Here is a 14,358-nt window from a genome sequence, read left to right as displayed (position 1 = left end):
GCGTCCCGGCAGCCCCGGCACCCGGGACGCGGTGCTGGCCGCCGCGCGGGAGGCGTTCGCCGAGCGGGGGTTCGACGGCGCCACCATCCGGCAGATCGCCACCGCGGCCGGCGTCGACCCCGCCCTGGTGCACCACTACTTCGGCAGCAAGGACCAGCTCTTCCTCGCCGCGATCGAGGCCCCGGCCGACCCCGCCCAGCTGCTGCCCGAGGTGCTCGCCGGCACGCGGGAGGAGCTGGGCGGCAACGTCGTCCGCATGCTGCTGCGGGTCTGGGACGGGCCGGGGCGCACCGCCGGTCTGGCGCTGGTGCGTTCGGCGGTGGGCAACGAGTGGACCGCCCGCCTGCTGCGCGAGTTCCTGGTCACCCAGGTGCTGCGCCGGGTGCTCGGCTCCCTGGACCTCGACCCCGCCGAGCGCGACGCCCGGGGCGCCCTGGCCGCCTCGCAGCTGGCCGGGCTGGTGGTCACCCGGTACGTGCTGCGCCTGGAGCCGCTCGCGTCGGCCCCGCCCGAGTGGTTGGTGGGCACGATCGGCCCCACGGTGCAGCGCTACCTCACCGGCGAGCTGGACCTGCCCCGCTGAAAGAGGACCCCCCTGCCCCCCACGACTCGCAGGCTCGCCGCGGGACCCTGCACGGGGGCCTTCAGCGGGCGGTACGGGCCAGCTGGCGGCTCTGCGCGACCAGCCGCCCGGTGGAGTCCCAGACCCGGTAGTCCTCGTCGGACCAGCCGCCGGCGATCTCGCTGGCCCGCGCCTCCACGAGGCACCAGCCCGGGGCCGGCAGCGCCCGCACGAGCACCTGCAGCTGCACGGTCGGCGCCCAGCCCATCCGGCCGGTGGCGAAGCTCGTGGGCGGCAGCACGTCGGCGAAGGTGAGCAGCGCCAGCGGGTCGGCCGGGCGGCCGTCGGCCAGCCGCACCCACGCCCGGAGCACCGGCTCGTCGGAGGGCTGCCCGAGCGCCCACGTCGCGGTGGCCGGGTCCAGCCGGCTCTCCACGTGCCGCGTCAGCCCGGGCAGCTGCACCGGCACGGCCGCCAGGTGGGCGTTCGCGGCCATGTCGATGCACTCGTCGGGCCTGGGCACCTCGGGCGCCGGGAGGGAGTACTCGGGGGCGTCGTCGGCGAGCGTCGCCGTCGTCGCCTGGACCGTGAGGACCGGCCCGTTCGCGTCCGCGAGGGTGACCAGCGAGTGGGCCAGCGTCCGACCCGCCGGCCCGGGCGTCACGGCGAGGGTGGCCGGGCCGGCCGCCGCCGCCCGCAGGTAGCTGGCCGACAGTGCGACCGGGTGCTCGTGCGGGCTCTCCAGCACCGCCGCGCGCCCGGCGACCGACAGCAGGTAGCCGCCGTTGAGGATCCCGCCACCGACCTCCCACTCCGGGTGGAGGTCGGCGAGGAGCGCGCCGGCCTCGCCCCGCCGCACGGCGGTCGCGGCGTCGAAGTCGGAGAGGGCCTGGTCAACGTTGTGCGGCACGTCGGACAGGGTGCCAGGGCGGCCGGCGTGGACCGCACGCGCCTCGGCTCGGGCGACCGCGCCGCCCCGCCTGCACGCGGTGACTCAGCCGACCGCCCAGTGGGCGACCACCGTGTACGCCGGCTCGGCACCGAGCCGGCTCTCCCAGAGCCGGATCTCGCGCACCGGCCACTCCGGCCCCCGGTAGCCGGCGAGCCGGTCGGTCAGCGAACCGTCGGCGGGCCGCCCGGGGCGCCAGCGCCCCAGGGTGAGGTGCGGGCGGAACGGCCGGTCCTCCACCGGCAGCTCCAGACCGCGGGCGACCCCGGCCAGCCGCCCGGCCAGCGCGGCCAGCGGGTCGACGTCGCCGTCGAGCCCGGCCCAGGCCACCTGCGGACGGCGCACCGACCCGAACCGCCCGCCCCCGGCCAGCCGCAGCGTCATCGGCGGCGTCGCGGTGACGGCGGGCGCGGCGGCGGCCACGAGGCCGGGCACCACGGCGTCCGGGACCTCGCCCAGGAACAGCAGCGTCAGGTGCCAGCGCTCGGCACGGCTCCACCGCGGCGCCCCCGGGAGCTCCCGCAGCGGGGCCAGCGCCCGCTCGAGGTCGCGGCGCGCGGACTCGGGCGGGTCGACGGCGAAGAAGAGCCGGCGCGCGGGACCGGCGGTCAGAGGGGCACCTGCAGCCCCGCGGCGCGCAGCGCGCAGGCGACCCGGAGGCGCTCGACCTCGCGGGCGCGGTCCTGCCGCAGCGCGGCCAGGTCCGAGGTCACCCCGAGCATCCCGGCCGCCTCGAGGAGGACGTCGTCGTACGCGGCCTGCAGCGCGCGGCGGCGGGCCATCGGCACCCCGGCCGCCACCAGCTCGAGCTGGCGCCCGAGCCGGCGCAGGTCCGCGGCCACGTGCTGCACCGAGCGCCCGGGCGCCGCGGGGTGCCGCGCCGCGTGGCGGCGGGCCGATCGAGCCTCGATCCACCGGATCAGCGGGCCGAAGCCGGCGACCAGGCCGGCGAACGCGGCGAGCAGTGCGACGAGCTGGATGAGTGCGGCCATGGCGTTCCCCTGCGCACGGGCGGTTCCGGTGCCCGCCGACGGTACGCGCACCCCGGCCGCTCAGAGCGACTGCTGACCGGGGGCCTTCTCGCTGAGCTCCTCCTCCACGGTGCGCACCTGCGCGGAGGGGACGGCCGGGCGGGGGGCGGCCTGGACCCGCAGCCGCAGCGGCGTGCGCTGCACCGCCAACCGCAGGCCTCCGCGGTGGGCCAGCCAGGCCGCGGCGCCGAGGCCGGCGACGACGCACACCCCGCCGCCGAGGATGAGCCCCCACGGGGCACCCAGGTGCTCGGAGACCCACCCGACCAGCGGCGCGCCGACCGGGGTGCCGCCCATGAAGCACATGAAGTAGAGCGCCATGACCCGCCCGCGCATCTGCGGGTCGACGCCGAGCTGGACGAAGCTGTTGTTCGCCACGCTGAACACCAGCGCCGCCGCGCCGGTCGGTACGAGCAGCAGCGCGAAGCTGAGGTGGGTGGGCATGAGCCCGGCGACGACCGTGCACGCACCGAAGACCACCGCCGAGCCGACGAGGAAGCGCTGCCGGGGCCGCACGCTGCGCCGGGTGGACAGCAGCGCACCGGTGAGCGAGCCGACGGCGAAGCAGGTGGACAGCAGCCCGAACGCCTGGGCGCCGAGGTCGAAGGTCTCCCGGGCCATCAGCGCGATGGTGACCTGGTAGTTGAAGCCGAAGGTGCCGAGGACGAACGCCAGCCCCATCGCCAGCAGCAGGTCGGGGTGGGCCCAGGTGTAGGCGAGCCCGGCGCGCAGCTGCCCCCGCCCCCGCGCCACCGGCGGGCTCGGGGTGAGCTCGTCGGTCCGCATGCCGGCGAGCGCGGCGAGGGTGAAGGCGAAGCTGGCGGCGTTGAGGAAGAAGGCCGGCGCGGTGTTGCCCGACGCCGCTCCGATCAGCAACCCGGCCAGCGCCGGCCCGACCAGCCGGGCCCCGTTGAAGATGGTCGAGTTGAGGCTGACCGCGTTGGTGATCAGCGCGGGGCCGACCATCTCCGGGACGAACGCCTGGCGCACGGGCATGTCGACGGCGGAGACCGCGCCGAGCATCCCGGCCAGCACGAACACGTGCCACAGCGCCACCGCCCCGGTGGCCACCAGTACCCCGAGGACCAGCGAGAGCAGCCCCATGGCGCTCTGGCTGACCAGCAGCAGCCGGCGCTTGGGGTAGCGGTCGGCGAGCACGCCGCCGTACATGCTCAGCAGCAGCGACGGGCCGAACTGCAGGGCGGTGATCAGCCCGAGCGCCACGCCGCTGTCGTCGGACAGCTGCAGCACCAGCCAGTCCTGGCCGATGCGCTGGATCCAGGTACCGGTGAGGCTGAGCAGGTTGGCCGAGGCGTAGCGGCGGAAGTTGCGCACCCGCAGGGCGCGGAACATGCCGCGCCCCGGCTCCGGCGGCGTCCGCTGGTCAGTGCTCGTCCAGGTCACCCCTGGCCAGCTCGTCCATGATCTCGGCCGCCTCGCGCAGGACCGCCCGCTCCTCGGCGGTCAGCTGCTGCAGCCGGCCGGCGAGCCACGCCTCCCGCGCCCGCGCCTCCGCCGACAGCAGCTCCTCGGCCGCCGGCGTGAGCTCGATGATCACCTGGCGCCCGTCGGTGGGGTGCGGCGTGCGGGTCACCAGCCCGGCCGTCTCCAACGCGACGACGACGCGGGTCATCGACGGCGGCTGCACCCGCTCGTGGCCGGCCAGCTCCCCCGGGCTCATCGGGCCGTGCTGCTTGAGCGTCGACAGCGCCGCGAGGTGGGTGAGGGTGACCGAGGTGTCCACCCGCTGGTTGCGCAGTCGCCGGGAGAACCGCATGACCGCCAGCCGCAGCTCGTGGGCGAGCGCGGCGGTGTCCAGCGTCGTCCGGCCCACGATCGTTAGCCTAACTCAGCAGCCGGGGTCAGAAGAGCTGCTGCAGCGGCTCGAGCGCGAAGTAGACGCCGAACATGAGCGCCACCACCCACATGAGCGGGTGGATGTCCCGGCGCCGCCCGACCGCCAGCCGCAGCAGCACGAAGCTGATGACGCCGGCCCCGATGCCGTTGGTGATCGAGTAGGTGAACGGCATCAGCGCGATGGTGAGGAACGCCGGGATGACCAGGGACATGTCGTCCCAGGTGAGGTGCTTGATCTGGCTGATCATCAGCGCGCCGACGATGACGAGCGCGGGGGCGGCTGCCTCCGACGGCACCACCGCCACCAGCGGGGTGAAGAAGACCGCGACCAGGAACAGCAGGCCGGTGACGATGCTGGCCAGCCCCGTGCGGGCGCCGTCGGCCACACCGGCGGTGCTCTCGATGTACGTGGTGTTCGACGAGACGCTGCCCGCGCCACCCGCGGCGGCGGCCAGCGAGTCGACGAGCAGGACCGGCTGCGACTTGGGCAGGTTGCGCTTCTCGTCGAGCAGGTCGCCCTCGGCCCCCACGGCGGTCACCGTGCCGACGGTGTCGAAGAAGTCCGCGATCATGATCGAGAAGACGATGAGCAGGGCGGCGACGACGCCGATGCGCTCGAACCCGCCGAACAGGGAGAAGTTGCCGAGCAACGAGAAGTCGGGGCTGCCGACGACGTCGTCGGGCAGCGCCGGCACCTGCAGCGCCCACCCGCGGGGGTTCTCCCCGTCGTCGCCGAAGCGGGGGCCGACCCCGGCGATCGCCTCGACGACGATGGCGAGCACCGTCGTCGCCACGATGCCGATGAGCAGCGCGCCCTTGACCTTGCGGACGACCAGCAGGCTCATGAGCAGCAGACCGACGACGAAGACGAGCATCGGCCAGCCGGCGAGCTGCCCGCCGACACCGAAGCTGATCAGCGGGTTGCCCGGCCGGATGATGCCGGCGTCGGCCAGCCCGATGATCGCCAGGAAGAACCCGATGCCGACGGCGATCGCGGTCTTCAGCTGGGCCGGGATCGCCTCGAAGACGGCCCGGCGGAAGCCGGTCAGCACCAGGACGGTGATGAGCAGGCCCTCGAGCACGACCAGGCCCATGACCTCCGGCCAGGACAGCTGCGTGGCCGCGAAGACGGCGACGATCGCGTTGATGCCCAGGCCGGTGGCCAGCGCGAACGGGTAGCGCCCGACGATGCCCATGAGCAGCGTCAGCGCGCCGGCGAGCAGCGCGGTGACCGCGGCGATCGAGCCGAACGGAAGCACCGTGCCCTCGACGTCGGCGCCCGGCGTGCCGTCCGGCCCCGCGATGCTGGTCAGGATGATCGGGTTGAGCACCACGATGTAGGCCATCGTGAAGAACGTCGTGATCCCGCCGCGCACCTCGCGGCTCACCGTCGACCGGCGCGCGCTGATCTCGAAGTAGCGGTCCAGCCCGTTCTTCGGCCGCACCCGCGGCCCCTCGCTGCGGCGCGGGGTGGTGGGAGGCGTGCCGGCCGAGACGTCGGCGGGGGTGCTGCCGTCGGTGGCGGCGGCGCTGGCGCCACCGGACGGACGGGACTTCTGCGGCATGCGGGTTCTCCGGGGCGGTGCGAGCGGCCAACGAGCGGCGCCAGCGTGCCACACGCACGTGGCAAGCAGGTCGCCCCGTGACCGAGCCGGGATCTAAGGTGCCGTCGTGCCCGGTCCCGGAAAGCAGGCTCCCCCGCCGTTGCAGGTGGACACCGCGCGCGTGGTGCTCGCCGGGATCGCGCTGTGGGCGGTCGCCCTGGTCGTCCTGCTGCTGCTGGGCGACCGGGTGGACCGCATGTGGACCTGGACGTGCGTCGCCGCGATCGGGCTGGCGCTCCTGGGGCTCGGCGTCATGAAGCTGCAGGGGCAGCTGGGCCGGCGCGACCGCGGCTGACCCGCGATCAGTCGCTCAGGACGTCGTACTCCGAGGTGTCGTAGCGCGCAGAGGTGACCACCTCGGTCTCCTCGACGACGACGAGGGTCGCCTGGCTGTGCGCGCCGCACCCGTAGTCGGCCGCCACGACCCGACCGTCGCCGGGGGCGTAGGCGTTCCCGCACGCACCGACGAACTGCCGCAGCGAGCCGGCCAGCGGGAGGTAGAACCCGCAGGTCGCACAGGGGCCGGGTGCCTGCCGGGCCATCGGCGACGTCGGGCCGAACTCCCCCGACGTCCAGCGGGCCACCGCCTCCGACCGGCCCTCCCGCGACATGACGCGCTCCCGGCCGAGGCCGATCTCGGCGGCGACCACCCGTCCCTCCGGGTCGTCGGCGGAGTCGTCGTCGGTCGTGTACGCCGGCACCAGCCGCGGGTCGTCCTCGGTGGCCGGCAGGACGTCGCCCACCGAGAGGTCGCCCGGCCGCAGCCGCTCGTGCCACGGCACCCAGGCCGGGGCCAGCAGCGCCTGCTCACCGGGGAGGAGCACCACCTCGTCGACGGTGATCCGCTCCTCGCCGGAAACCCGGGCGATCGTGACCGCCCAGTGCCAGCCGACGTAGCCGGGCAGCCGGCTGGCGAAGGTGTGGGTGAGCACCTCCCCCAGCTCGGGGGGACCGACCGACTCCGCGGTGGCCCCCAGGTGCTCGCCGACCGCGTCGGCGGCGCCGGCCGTCTCGACGGCCGCCGCTCGGGCCTGCTCGATCGCGGCGGTCAACGGCTCGGCCGCTGGGGAGGCGGGCCGGACGGGCGCGGGGGACTCGGACACGACTCCCATTGTGGCGGACGACCGGTCCGGCGTCGCGGACCGGACTCCCAGGTGGGTGCGGCACCATGGGCGGCGTGTCCGCCTCCAGCCGCCCGCCCGGCGCACGCCGGTGGTCGCGGGCGGGCAGGCAGGAGGCGGCGCCGCTGGACACCACCCCGCTGGACACCACCCCGCTCGGGGTGCCGCGGCCGCAGACCCGGCCGATGCCCGCGGCCACCCCGAAGATCACCGTCACCCGGGTCGCCGCCGCCCGCAGCCGCGAGCTGACCACCGCCGCCGCCCGCCGGATCCGCGCCGCCAGCCGGGCCGACGGCGCGGGTGAGAGCGGGCTGACCCAGCTGCTGTGGGTCAACGCCCTGCACATGGCCGGGGACGCGATGATCGCCGTCTCCCTGGCCGGCACGCTGTTCTTCGCGGCCACCACCGACGCCCAGCGCGGCAACGTCGCGCTGTACCTGCTGGTGACGATGGCGCCGTTCGCCCTGCTCGCGCCGGTCATCGGCCCCGCGCTGGACCGGCTGCAGCGCGGCCGCCGGTGGGCGCTGGCGGCGTCCCTGGGCGGGCGGGCAGCGCTGGCCCTGGTGATGGCCGGGCACTTCGACGACCTGTGGCTGTACCCGGCGGCCCTGGGGGTGCTGGTGCTGTCCAAGGCGCACAACGTGCTGCGGGCGGCGGTGGTCCCCCGCGTGCTGCCGGGCGCGATGTCGCTGACCTCGGCGAACGCGCGACTGTCGGTCTTCGGCCTGGCGACGGCAGGGGTGGCCGGTGGCCTGGCCGCCGGGGTGGCCGCGCTGATCGGCTTCGACTGGGAGCTGTGGGCGACCGCCGCGGTGTTCCTGTGCGGGGCGGTGCTGGCCGTCCGGCTCCCCCGGCACGTCGACGTCCCGGCGGGCGAGGAGCCCGCCGACGTCCTGCGCACCGCCGAGATCCCGGTGCAGGGCCGGGGACGCCGGCGGGTGAGCCCGCACGTGGTGCTGGCGCTGCGGGCCAACGCGGCGCTGCGCGGCCTGGGCGGCTTCCTCACCATCTTCGCCGCCTTCCTGGTGCAGGCGACGTTCGCCGACGGCTGGTCGGCCACCCTCGCGCTCGGCGCGCTCGCGGCCGCCGCAGGGCTCGGCAGCTTCACCGGGACCGCGGTGGGCTCACGGCTGCACACCGCCGCCCCCGACCGCCTCGTGCTCCACGCGGCGTCCGCCGCCGCGGCGGTGACCGTGCTGGCCGCGATCTTCTACGGGTTCGCCATGGCGGTGCTCGTGGCCGGCGTCTCCGCCGTCGCCAACGCCCTCGGCAAGGTATCGCTGGACGCGATCATCCAGCGCGAGGTGCCCGAGCGCCTGCGCGCCTCGGCGTTCGCCCGCTCCGAGACGATGCTGCAGCTGGCCTGGGTGGCCGGCGGGGCGCTGGGCATCGCGCTGCCGCCGGTCGGCTGGATCGGGTTCACCGTCGCGGCGGCCCTGCTCGTGCTCGCCGTCGCCCTGATCCTGTGGAGCCTCTACCGCAGCCACCCCCCGGCAGCCGCGCCGGGGGGCCCGGAGGCGCCGACGACGCCGGTGGGACCGTCGTGGTCGTGAGAGCTCCCCTCCCCGCGCTGCTGCTCGCCGTCTGCGCGGCCGGTTCGCTGTCGGCCTGCGCGGGCGAGCCCGCGACCCCCGAGGAGATCCGGGTGCAGGCCGGCAGCCAGGACGTCACCGCCGGGCCGACCCAGTACTGCCTCGACGGCGAGGGGCAGCGCTACAGCACGAGGCCGCCGGTGGTCGAGGTCCCCCCGGGCACCACCATCTCCCTGACCGTCCCCGAGGCGATCGCCGAACGGGGCTGGCAGGTGCAGGTGTTCGACGAGTCGCTGGAGGAGCTCATCGGCGAGGTGGACGTCCCGGCGGGCACCGAGACGTTCGACGGGATCAGCTCCTCCGACGTCGTCCCGCCAGCCTTCTACCTCGTGGTGGTCGAGGACGCCGGCGGCGACTGCGGCGAGTTCACCGCGGCCTGGCCGGTCGGCTTCCTGCGCGCAGGCGGCGAGCTGGCGGGCTGAGCGGCGGCGCTCAGCCCTCCAGGTCGGTGGCGACGGCGCGCAGCACGGCGGCGACCTTCCGGGCGTGGCCGCGATCGGGGTAGCGGCCGTGGCGCAGCCCCTCGGAGACGTCGTCGAGCAGCTTGATCAGGTCCTCGACGATCGGGACCAGCTCGTCGGGCTTCTTGCGGTTGGCCGCGGCGACGGTGGCCGCCACCGACGGGAGCGGGTCGAGGATGCGGACCTGCAGCGCCTGGTCGCCGCGGCGGCCGGCGACGATGCCGAACTCCACGCGCTGACCGGGCTTGAGGTCGGTGCCGGCGGGCAGCGCGTCCTTGTGCACGAAGACGTCGGGACCGTCCTCGCGGGACAGGAAGCCGAAGCCCTTCTCCGCGTTGAACCACTTCACTCTGCCGGTGGGCACGGTGGATTCCCTCAGTTCCTCGCTCTGGCGCGGCACGCTGGCCGGTCGGACGACGGCGGCAGGACGCCGCTGGTCACCAGGTTAGCCGCCGCGCCGCCGCGCCGACCTGCCGATTCCCGGCGGGTCCCTACGCTGGGCCGGTGCCCGACCACCCCGACTACCGCTTCACCCTGGCCAACGAGCGCACGCTGCTGGCCTGGCTGCGGACCGGGCTGGCGCTGGTCGCGGGCGGGGTCGCCGTCGCCACCTACGCCCCCGACCTCGGGGTCCCGTGGGGCAGCTCCGCCGTCGCGCTGGCGCTGGTCGCCATCGGCCTGGGCATCGCGCTGGCCGGGTACCGCCGGTGGCGGGCCAACGAGGCGGCGATCGAGTCCGGGCGGGCGCTGCCCTCGAGCGTGCTCGTCCCCGCCGTGGTCGCCGCCGTGAGCGCCGTAGTGGTCGTCGTCGGCGTCCTCGTGGGCCTAGAGGTCCTGCGCGGGTGACCGACCCGGTGGAGACCCAGCCCGAACGGACCGCGCTGGCCTGGCAGCGCACCGGGCTGGGGCTGCTCGCCGTGGCCGGGCTGGTGGCGCACCGGGCAGTGGGCGCGGAGCGGCCCGCGCTCCTCGTCGCGGGCGGGGTCACCGCGTTGCTCGGGCTGCTGCTGCTCGGAGCGCTCGCTCCCGCCCGCTACCGGCAGGTGCGCCGCAGGGTGGCCGACGGCGGGCGCGTCTCGAGCCCCGCGCTGGCCCGCGCGGCGACCGCCACCGTCGTCCTCACCGCCCTCGCCGCCGCCGTGGCCGTGCTCATCCCGGGCTGACGTCCGGGGTGATCCGGAGCCGGTCCAGCAGCGCCAGGAAGACGACGGCGAAGTCGTTCTCCGCCACCTCGCGGGCCACCAGCCCCCAGTCGACCTGCTCGCGCAGCGCGCGGGCGACCGGCAGCAGCCGGGAGAAGTCGCAGTAGTGCTCGTCCAGGGCCATCAGCTTGGACACCACGATGTCGGTCGGCGCCAGCACCGGCATCTGCACGGAGAGGACGGGCAGCGTCTCGGCGCGGTCGACCAGGTCGTTCCCCACGGGGAGTCCGCAGGCCCGCCAGATCACGTCGACGAAGACGTCGTCCCGCACGATCTTCAGCAGCCAGTCCTCGGCCGGCTCCACCACCTGCAGGCCGGCGTCGGCGAGCGCTTCGGCCGCCCGCCCGGCCTCGGCCGCCGGGACGAGGAAGTCGGCGTCGTGATCGGGCTCGGGCGCACCGCGCGCCCAGGCGGCGTAGCCGCCGCAGAGCGCGAACGGCACGTTCCCCTGTTTCAGCGCGACCGCGGTCCGCTTCAGCAGGTCGCGCACCTGCTCCCGGGGAGACGTCTGCACCCAGCGCCTGCTACCCGCAGGTAACGCCCGCACACAGCGGGGTAGACCGGGCGCCCGGCGGGCACTGGGAGCGGGTGCGCATCGCGACCTTCAACCTCCTGCACGGACGCTCGCTCGACGACGGCCGGGTCGACGTCGACCGGCTGGCCGCCGCGGTCAAGACCCTGGACGCCGACGTCCTCGGTCTGCAGGAGGTCGACCGCGACCAGCCGCGGTCGCACGGCGCCGACCTGACCGCCGTCGCGGCCGAGGCGATGGGGGCCGTCGACTCCCAGTTCGTCGCGGCGCTGTCCGGGACGCCCGGCGGCACCTGGATGGCCGCCACCGGCGACGAGCAGCCGGGGTCGGCCAGCTACGGCATCTCCCTGCTCTCCCGGTACCCGGTGGTCTCCTGGCGGGTGGTCCGGCTGGACGCGCTGCGGGTGAGCGTGCCGCTGTGGTCGCAGCAGTCCCGCCGTCCGTTCCTGGCCCGGGACGAACCCCGCGTGGCCGTCGCCGCCGTCATCGACGGCCCCTCCGGGCAGGTCACCGTGTGCAACACCCACCTGTCGTTCATCCCCGGGTGGAACGCCCACCAGCTGCGCACGCTGGTGCGCTCGCTCGCGGGCACGCCGGAGCCCCTGGTGCTGATCGGTGACCTCAACATGCAGCAGCGCGCGGCCGCGCGGCACAGCGGGCTGCGCCCGGTCGCGACGGCGGCGACGTTCCCGGCGCCCCGGCCGACCCGGCAGCTGGACCACGTCCTGGTGCGCGGCGGCATCCGGGCCGGCGGCCCGGCCGAGGCGGTACGGCTCCCCCTGTCCGACCACCGGGCGCTGGTGGTCCCGGTCGCCCAGGGGTGACGGACTGGAACGGCCACCCTTCAAGGGCCCGCGCCGAGCGTGCGAGGCGTGGGGGGGAAGGGTGGTCCTTCTTCAGGCGTTGCGCACGGCCGCCGCGGACTCCAGCCCCAGCTCCGCCACCGACACCTGACGCATCTCCACCTTGCGGATCTTGCCGGTCACCGTCATCGGGAACTCGTCGACGACCTTCACGTACCGCGGCACCTTGTAGTGGGCCAGCTTGCCGGCGCAGAACTCGCGGAGGCTCTCGGCGGTGAGCGGCTCGGCGCCCTCGCGCAGCCGCACCCAGGCCATGAGCTCCTCCCCGTACCGCTCGTCGGGGACGCCGATGACCTGCGCGTCGACGATGTCGGGGTGGGTGTAGAGGAACTCCTCGATCTCCCGCGGGTACACGTTCTCCCCGCCGCGGATGACCATGTCCTTGATCCGGCCGACGATGTTGAGGTAGCCGGCGTCGTCCATGACGGCGAGGTCGCCGGTGTGCATCCAGCGGGCGCGGTCGATGACCTCGGCGGTCTTCTCCGGCTCGTCCCAGTAGCCGAGCATCACCGAGTAGCCGCGGGTGCAGAACTCGCCGGGGGTCCCACGGGGGACGGTCAGCCCGGTCGCCGGGTCGACGACCTTCACCTCCAGGTGCGGGTGCACCCGGCCGACGGTGGAGGTGCGCCGCTCCAGGTCGTCGTCGGCACCGGTCTGCGTGGAGACCGGCGAGGTCTCGGTCATGCCGTAGCAGATGGTCACCTCGGTCATGCCCATCTCGGCGACCACCCGCTTCATCACCTCCACCGGGCACGGCGAGCCGGCCATGATGCCGGTGCGCAGGCTGGAGAGGTCGAACTCGCCGAAGTTCGGCAGCCCGAGCTCGGCGATGAACATCGTCGGGACGCCGTACAGCGAGGTGCAGCGCTCGTCCTGCACGGCCTGCAGCGTCAGCGCGGGGTCGAACCCCGGCGCCGGGATGACCATCGTCGCGCCGTGGCTGGTGGCGCCGAGATTGCCCATCCCCATGCCGAAGCAGTGGTAGTACGGCACCGGGATGCAGACGCGGTCGGCCTCGGTGTAGCCGCACCCCTCGCCGACGAAGAACCCGTTGTTGAGCAGGTTGTGGTGGGTGAGCGTGGCGCCCTTCGGGAAGCCGGTCGTGCCCGACGTGTACTGGATGTTGATCGGGTCGTCGGCGGAGAGCTGCGTCTCGCGCTCGGCGAGCAGCCCCCGGTCCCCCTCCCGGCCCGCGCGCATCAGCGCATCCCACTCCGGGGAGCCCAGGAAGACGACCTCGCGCAGCTCGGGGCACTCACCGCGCACCTCGGCGACCATGGCGCGGTAGTCGCTGGTCTTGAACGCAGGGGCCGCGACCAGCACGGAGATCCCGGCCTGCTTCAGCACGTAGGCGAGCTCGTGGGTGCGGTAGGCCGGGTTGATGTTCACCAGGATCGCGCCGAGCTTCGCCGTCGCGTACTGGACGAACACCCACTCGGCGCAGTTGGGCGCCCAGATGCCGACCCGGTCACCCTTGGCCACGCCGAGGGCGTCGAGCCCCAGCGCGCAGGCATCGACGTCGTCGACCAGCTGGGGATAGGTCCAGCGGCGACCGGAGGCGCACTCGACGAGCGCCTCGTGGTCGCCCACCCGTGCCGCCGTCCGATCCAGGTTCGCCCCGATCGTGTCGCCCAGCAGGGGGACCGTGGAGGTCCCGCTGCTGTAGGACGGCAGCGCGGGCGCGCTCACCGCCGCCGGCCCTCTGCGGTCTGGACGCCGGCCCGGTTGGGCTTGTCCGTCGGGTGGGCGTAGCGCAGGCGCTCCGGCGGGATCGGGAAGCCGTGGTCCTCGCCGAACGGCGACAGCGGGCCGGCGACCGAGGCCACGAGCTCGGTGATCGGCGGACCGCCGCCGTCGGACTCGCCCCAGGTGGGTTCCACCAGGTGGGCGTGCTTCTCGTTGCGCTTGGCCATGACGCCTCCGTGTGCGGTCGCGGGTGCACCGCGCGGTGCACTGTCCCCCACATCATCTCCTGACCGGCCTGCCCGGCGCGCGCCACCGCCCCCGCGGCGGGGGGGTGTCGCAGTCAGCGCCCCCGGGCGACGGCCCGGGCGCCGTAGAGGGTGCCCGCTCCCTCGGTCGTGAACACCCACTGCCCCACTCCGACCGGCGCGGCGAGCACGCTGCCGCCGTCGAGCGCCTGCACCGCGCGGGTCCGCCAGATCGCGGTGCTCAGCAGGCGGAGGTGGACGTCGTCGTCGAGGCCGTCGGGCTCGAAGGCGAGGACGGCCGGCCCGGCGACGCGCAGCGTGCCGCGGCGCCACGGGGTGCCGGCCAGCGCCCGCCGCCAGCGGTGGGTGCGCCACAGCGCCCCGGCGCCCACGCCGACGGCGGCCAGCCCGCCGAGCACGAGCACCAGGACGGCGAGGCCCGCACCGGGCACCCGGCGCCCGTCCTCGCCGGCGATGGTGATCGCGGCGACGCCGAGCAGGATCCCCAGGACGACGGCGATGGCCCCGCCGCCCAGCCAGCGCAGCGCCCCGACCTGGTGGGCGGCCAGGGCGGTCCGGGTGCCGGGGTCCTCACTCGCCGGGTGCATGCCTCCATGCTGGCAGCAGCGTCGGCGGGGGCGGCGACGTAGCGT

19 protein-coding genes are annotated in these 14,358 nt (G+C 75.1%); 7 read left to right on the top strand and 12 right to left on the bottom strand.

The annotated features are described in order from the left end of the window. Nucleotides 1-31 precede the first annotated feature (31 nt). On the top strand, nt 32-583 hold the full coding sequence (locus ACI79K_RS04785; protein WP_456588052.1) for a TetR/AcrR family transcriptional regulator: 552 nt from the start codon (nt 32-34) through the stop codon (nt 581-583). Nucleotides 584-644: 61 nt separating this feature from the next. Here ACI79K_RS04785 and ACI79K_RS04780 read toward each other — a convergent pair whose 3' ends face one another. The 6 genes from ACI79K_RS04780 to ACI79K_RS04755 form a co-directional block, all read right to left on the bottom strand. Next, nucleotides 645-1,472, bottom strand: a complete 828-nt coding sequence (locus ACI79K_RS04780; RefSeq protein WP_456588053.1) for an acyl-CoA thioesterase — start codon at nt 1,470-1,472, stop codon at nt 645-647. A gap of 84 nt (nt 1,473-1,556) precedes the next feature. Continuing rightward, entirely contained in the window at nt 1,557-2,123 is a 567-nt protein-coding gene (gene thpR / locus ACI79K_RS04775) for an RNA 2',3'-cyclic phosphodiesterase (protein WP_456599109.1), read from the bottom strand. Beyond that, entirely contained in the window at nt 2,120-2,503 is a 384-nt protein-coding gene (locus tag ACI79K_RS04770) for a hypothetical protein (RefSeq protein ID WP_456588243.1), read from the bottom strand. Before ACI79K_RS04770 ends, thpR begins: the two co-directional genes overlap by 4 nt. A gap of 60 nt (nt 2,504-2,563) precedes the next feature. Then, on the bottom strand, nt 2,564-3,946 hold the full coding sequence (locus ACI79K_RS04765) for an MFS transporter (RefSeq protein ID WP_456588054.1): 1,383 nt from the start codon (nt 3,944-3,946) through the stop codon (nt 2,564-2,566). After that, nucleotides 3,927-4,376 carry a MarR family winged helix-turn-helix transcriptional regulator gene (locus tag ACI79K_RS04760; protein WP_456588055.1) on the bottom strand — a complete coding sequence of 150 codons (450 nt, stop codon included), beginning with the start codon at nt 4,374-4,376 and terminating at the stop codon, nt 3,927-3,929. Before ACI79K_RS04760 ends, ACI79K_RS04765 begins: the two co-directional genes overlap by 20 nt. Before the next feature lie 28 nt (nt 4,377-4,404). After that, on the bottom strand, nt 4,405-5,964 hold the full coding sequence (locus ACI79K_RS04755; RefSeq protein ID WP_456588056.1) for an NCS2 family permease: 1,560 nt from the start codon (nt 5,962-5,964) through the stop codon (nt 4,405-4,407). A 106-nt stretch (nt 5,965-6,070) separates the two neighbouring features. On the opposite strand from ACI79K_RS04755, the gene ACI79K_RS04750 reads away from it, so the two are divergent. Further along, entirely contained in the window at nt 6,071-6,298 is a 228-nt protein-coding gene (locus tag ACI79K_RS04750; RefSeq protein WP_456588057.1) for a DUF2530 domain-containing protein, read from the top strand. A 7-nt stretch (nt 6,299-6,305) separates the two neighbouring features. On the opposite strand, the gene ACI79K_RS04745 is transcribed toward ACI79K_RS04750, so the two are convergent. Then, nucleotides 6,306-7,115 (bottom strand): DUF3027 domain-containing protein, encoded by an 810-nt coding sequence (locus ACI79K_RS04745; RefSeq protein WP_456599099.1) that lies wholly within the window; start codon nt 7,113-7,115, stop codon nt 6,306-6,308. Between the two features lie 65 nt (nt 7,116-7,180). Between ACI79K_RS04745 and ACI79K_RS04740 the strand changes: the two genes are divergently transcribed. After that, nucleotides 7,181-8,677 (top strand): MFS transporter, encoded by a 1,497-nt coding sequence (locus ACI79K_RS04740; RefSeq protein WP_456599098.1) that lies wholly within the window; start codon nt 7,181-7,183, stop codon nt 8,675-8,677. After that, nucleotides 8,674-9,138 carry a DUF2771 family protein gene (locus ACI79K_RS04735; protein WP_456588060.1) on the top strand — a complete coding sequence of 155 codons (465 nt, stop codon included), beginning with the start codon at nt 8,674-8,676 and terminating at the stop codon, nt 9,136-9,138. Before ACI79K_RS04740 ends, ACI79K_RS04735 begins: the two co-directional genes overlap by 4 nt. A 10-nt stretch (nt 9,139-9,148) precedes the next feature. On the opposite strand, the gene ACI79K_RS04730 is transcribed toward ACI79K_RS04735, so the two are convergent. Next, nucleotides 9,149-9,541 carry a cold-shock protein gene (locus ACI79K_RS04730; RefSeq protein ID WP_456588061.1) on the bottom strand — a complete coding sequence of 131 codons (393 nt, stop codon included), beginning with the start codon at nt 9,539-9,541 and terminating at the stop codon, nt 9,149-9,151. A 140-nt stretch (nt 9,542-9,681) separates the two neighbouring features. Between ACI79K_RS04730 and ACI79K_RS04725 the strand changes: the two genes are divergently transcribed. Continuing rightward, nucleotides 9,682-10,023 carry a YidH family protein gene (locus ACI79K_RS04725; protein ID WP_456588062.1) on the top strand — a complete coding sequence of 114 codons (342 nt, stop codon included), beginning with the start codon at nt 9,682-9,684 and terminating at the stop codon, nt 10,021-10,023. Beyond that, a complete protein-coding gene (locus ACI79K_RS04720; RefSeq protein ID WP_456588063.1) occupies nt 10,020-10,340 on the top strand; it encodes a DUF202 domain-containing protein in 321 nt (106 codons plus the stop codon). The genes ACI79K_RS04725 and ACI79K_RS04720 overlap by 4 nt, the downstream gene beginning before the upstream one ends. Here ACI79K_RS04720 and ACI79K_RS04715 read toward each other — a convergent pair. Beyond that, nucleotides 10,327-10,893, bottom strand: a complete 567-nt coding sequence (locus tag ACI79K_RS04715; RefSeq protein WP_456588064.1) for a nucleotidyltransferase family protein — start codon at nt 10,891-10,893, stop codon at nt 10,327-10,329. The genes ACI79K_RS04720 and ACI79K_RS04715 overlap by 14 nt on opposite strands. 74 nt (nt 10,894-10,967) lie before the next feature. On the opposite strand from ACI79K_RS04715, the gene ACI79K_RS04710 reads away from it, so the two are divergent. Next, on the top strand, nt 10,968-11,735 hold the full coding sequence (locus ACI79K_RS04710; protein WP_456588065.1) for an endonuclease/exonuclease/phosphatase family protein: 768 nt from the start codon (nt 10,968-10,970) through the stop codon (nt 11,733-11,735). A 72-nt stretch (nt 11,736-11,807) separates the two neighbouring features. Here the strand turns inward: ACI79K_RS04710 and ACI79K_RS04705 are convergent, their stop codons facing one another. From ACI79K_RS04705 to ACI79K_RS04695, 3 genes are all read right to left on the bottom strand, one after another. Beyond that, nucleotides 11,808-13,463, bottom strand: a complete 1,656-nt coding sequence (locus ACI79K_RS04705) for an AMP-binding protein (RefSeq protein ID WP_456588066.1) — start codon at nt 13,461-13,463, stop codon at nt 11,808-11,810. Continuing rightward, entirely contained in the window at nt 13,460-13,687 is a 228-nt protein-coding gene (locus ACI79K_RS04700; RefSeq protein WP_456588067.1) for a hypothetical protein, read from the bottom strand. The genes ACI79K_RS04705 and ACI79K_RS04700 overlap by 4 nt, the downstream gene beginning before the upstream one ends. Before the next feature lie 113 nt (nt 13,688-13,800). Next, nucleotides 13,801-14,313: a hypothetical protein gene (locus ACI79K_RS04695; protein ID WP_456588068.1), complete on the bottom strand. Its 513-nt coding sequence runs from the start codon at nt 14,311-14,313 to the stop codon at nt 13,801-13,803. Nucleotides 14,314-14,358 lie beyond the last annotated feature (45 nt).

The organism is Blastococcus sp. SYSU DS0616, from assembly GCF_054051015.1.
Note: the sequence above shows the minus strand (reverse complement) of the source record. Positions and strands in the feature narration are given on the sequence as shown.

Bases quoted from the DNA above. Each gene is read 5' to 3' on its own strand.
- ACI79K_RS04770 (WP_456588243.1), bottom strand. From the start codon at position 2,503: ATGGCCGCACTCATCCAGCTCGTCGCACTGCTCGCCGCGTTCGCCGGC.
- ACI79K_RS04755 (WP_456588056.1), bottom strand. From the start codon at position 5,964: ATGCCGCAGAAGTCCCGTCCGTCCGGTGGCGCCAGCGCCGCCGCCACC.
- ACI79K_RS04745 (WP_456599099.1), bottom strand. From the start codon at position 7,115: ATGGGAGTCGTGTCCGAGTCCCCCGCGCCCGTCCGGCCCGCCTCCCCA.
- ACI79K_RS04700 (WP_456588067.1), bottom strand. From the start codon at position 13,687: ATGGCCAAGCGCAACGAGAAGCACGCCCACCTGGTGGAACCCACCTGG.
- ACI79K_RS04695 (WP_456588068.1), bottom strand. From the start codon at position 14,313: ATGCACCCGGCGAGTGAGGACCCCGGCACCCGGACCGCCCTGGCCGCC.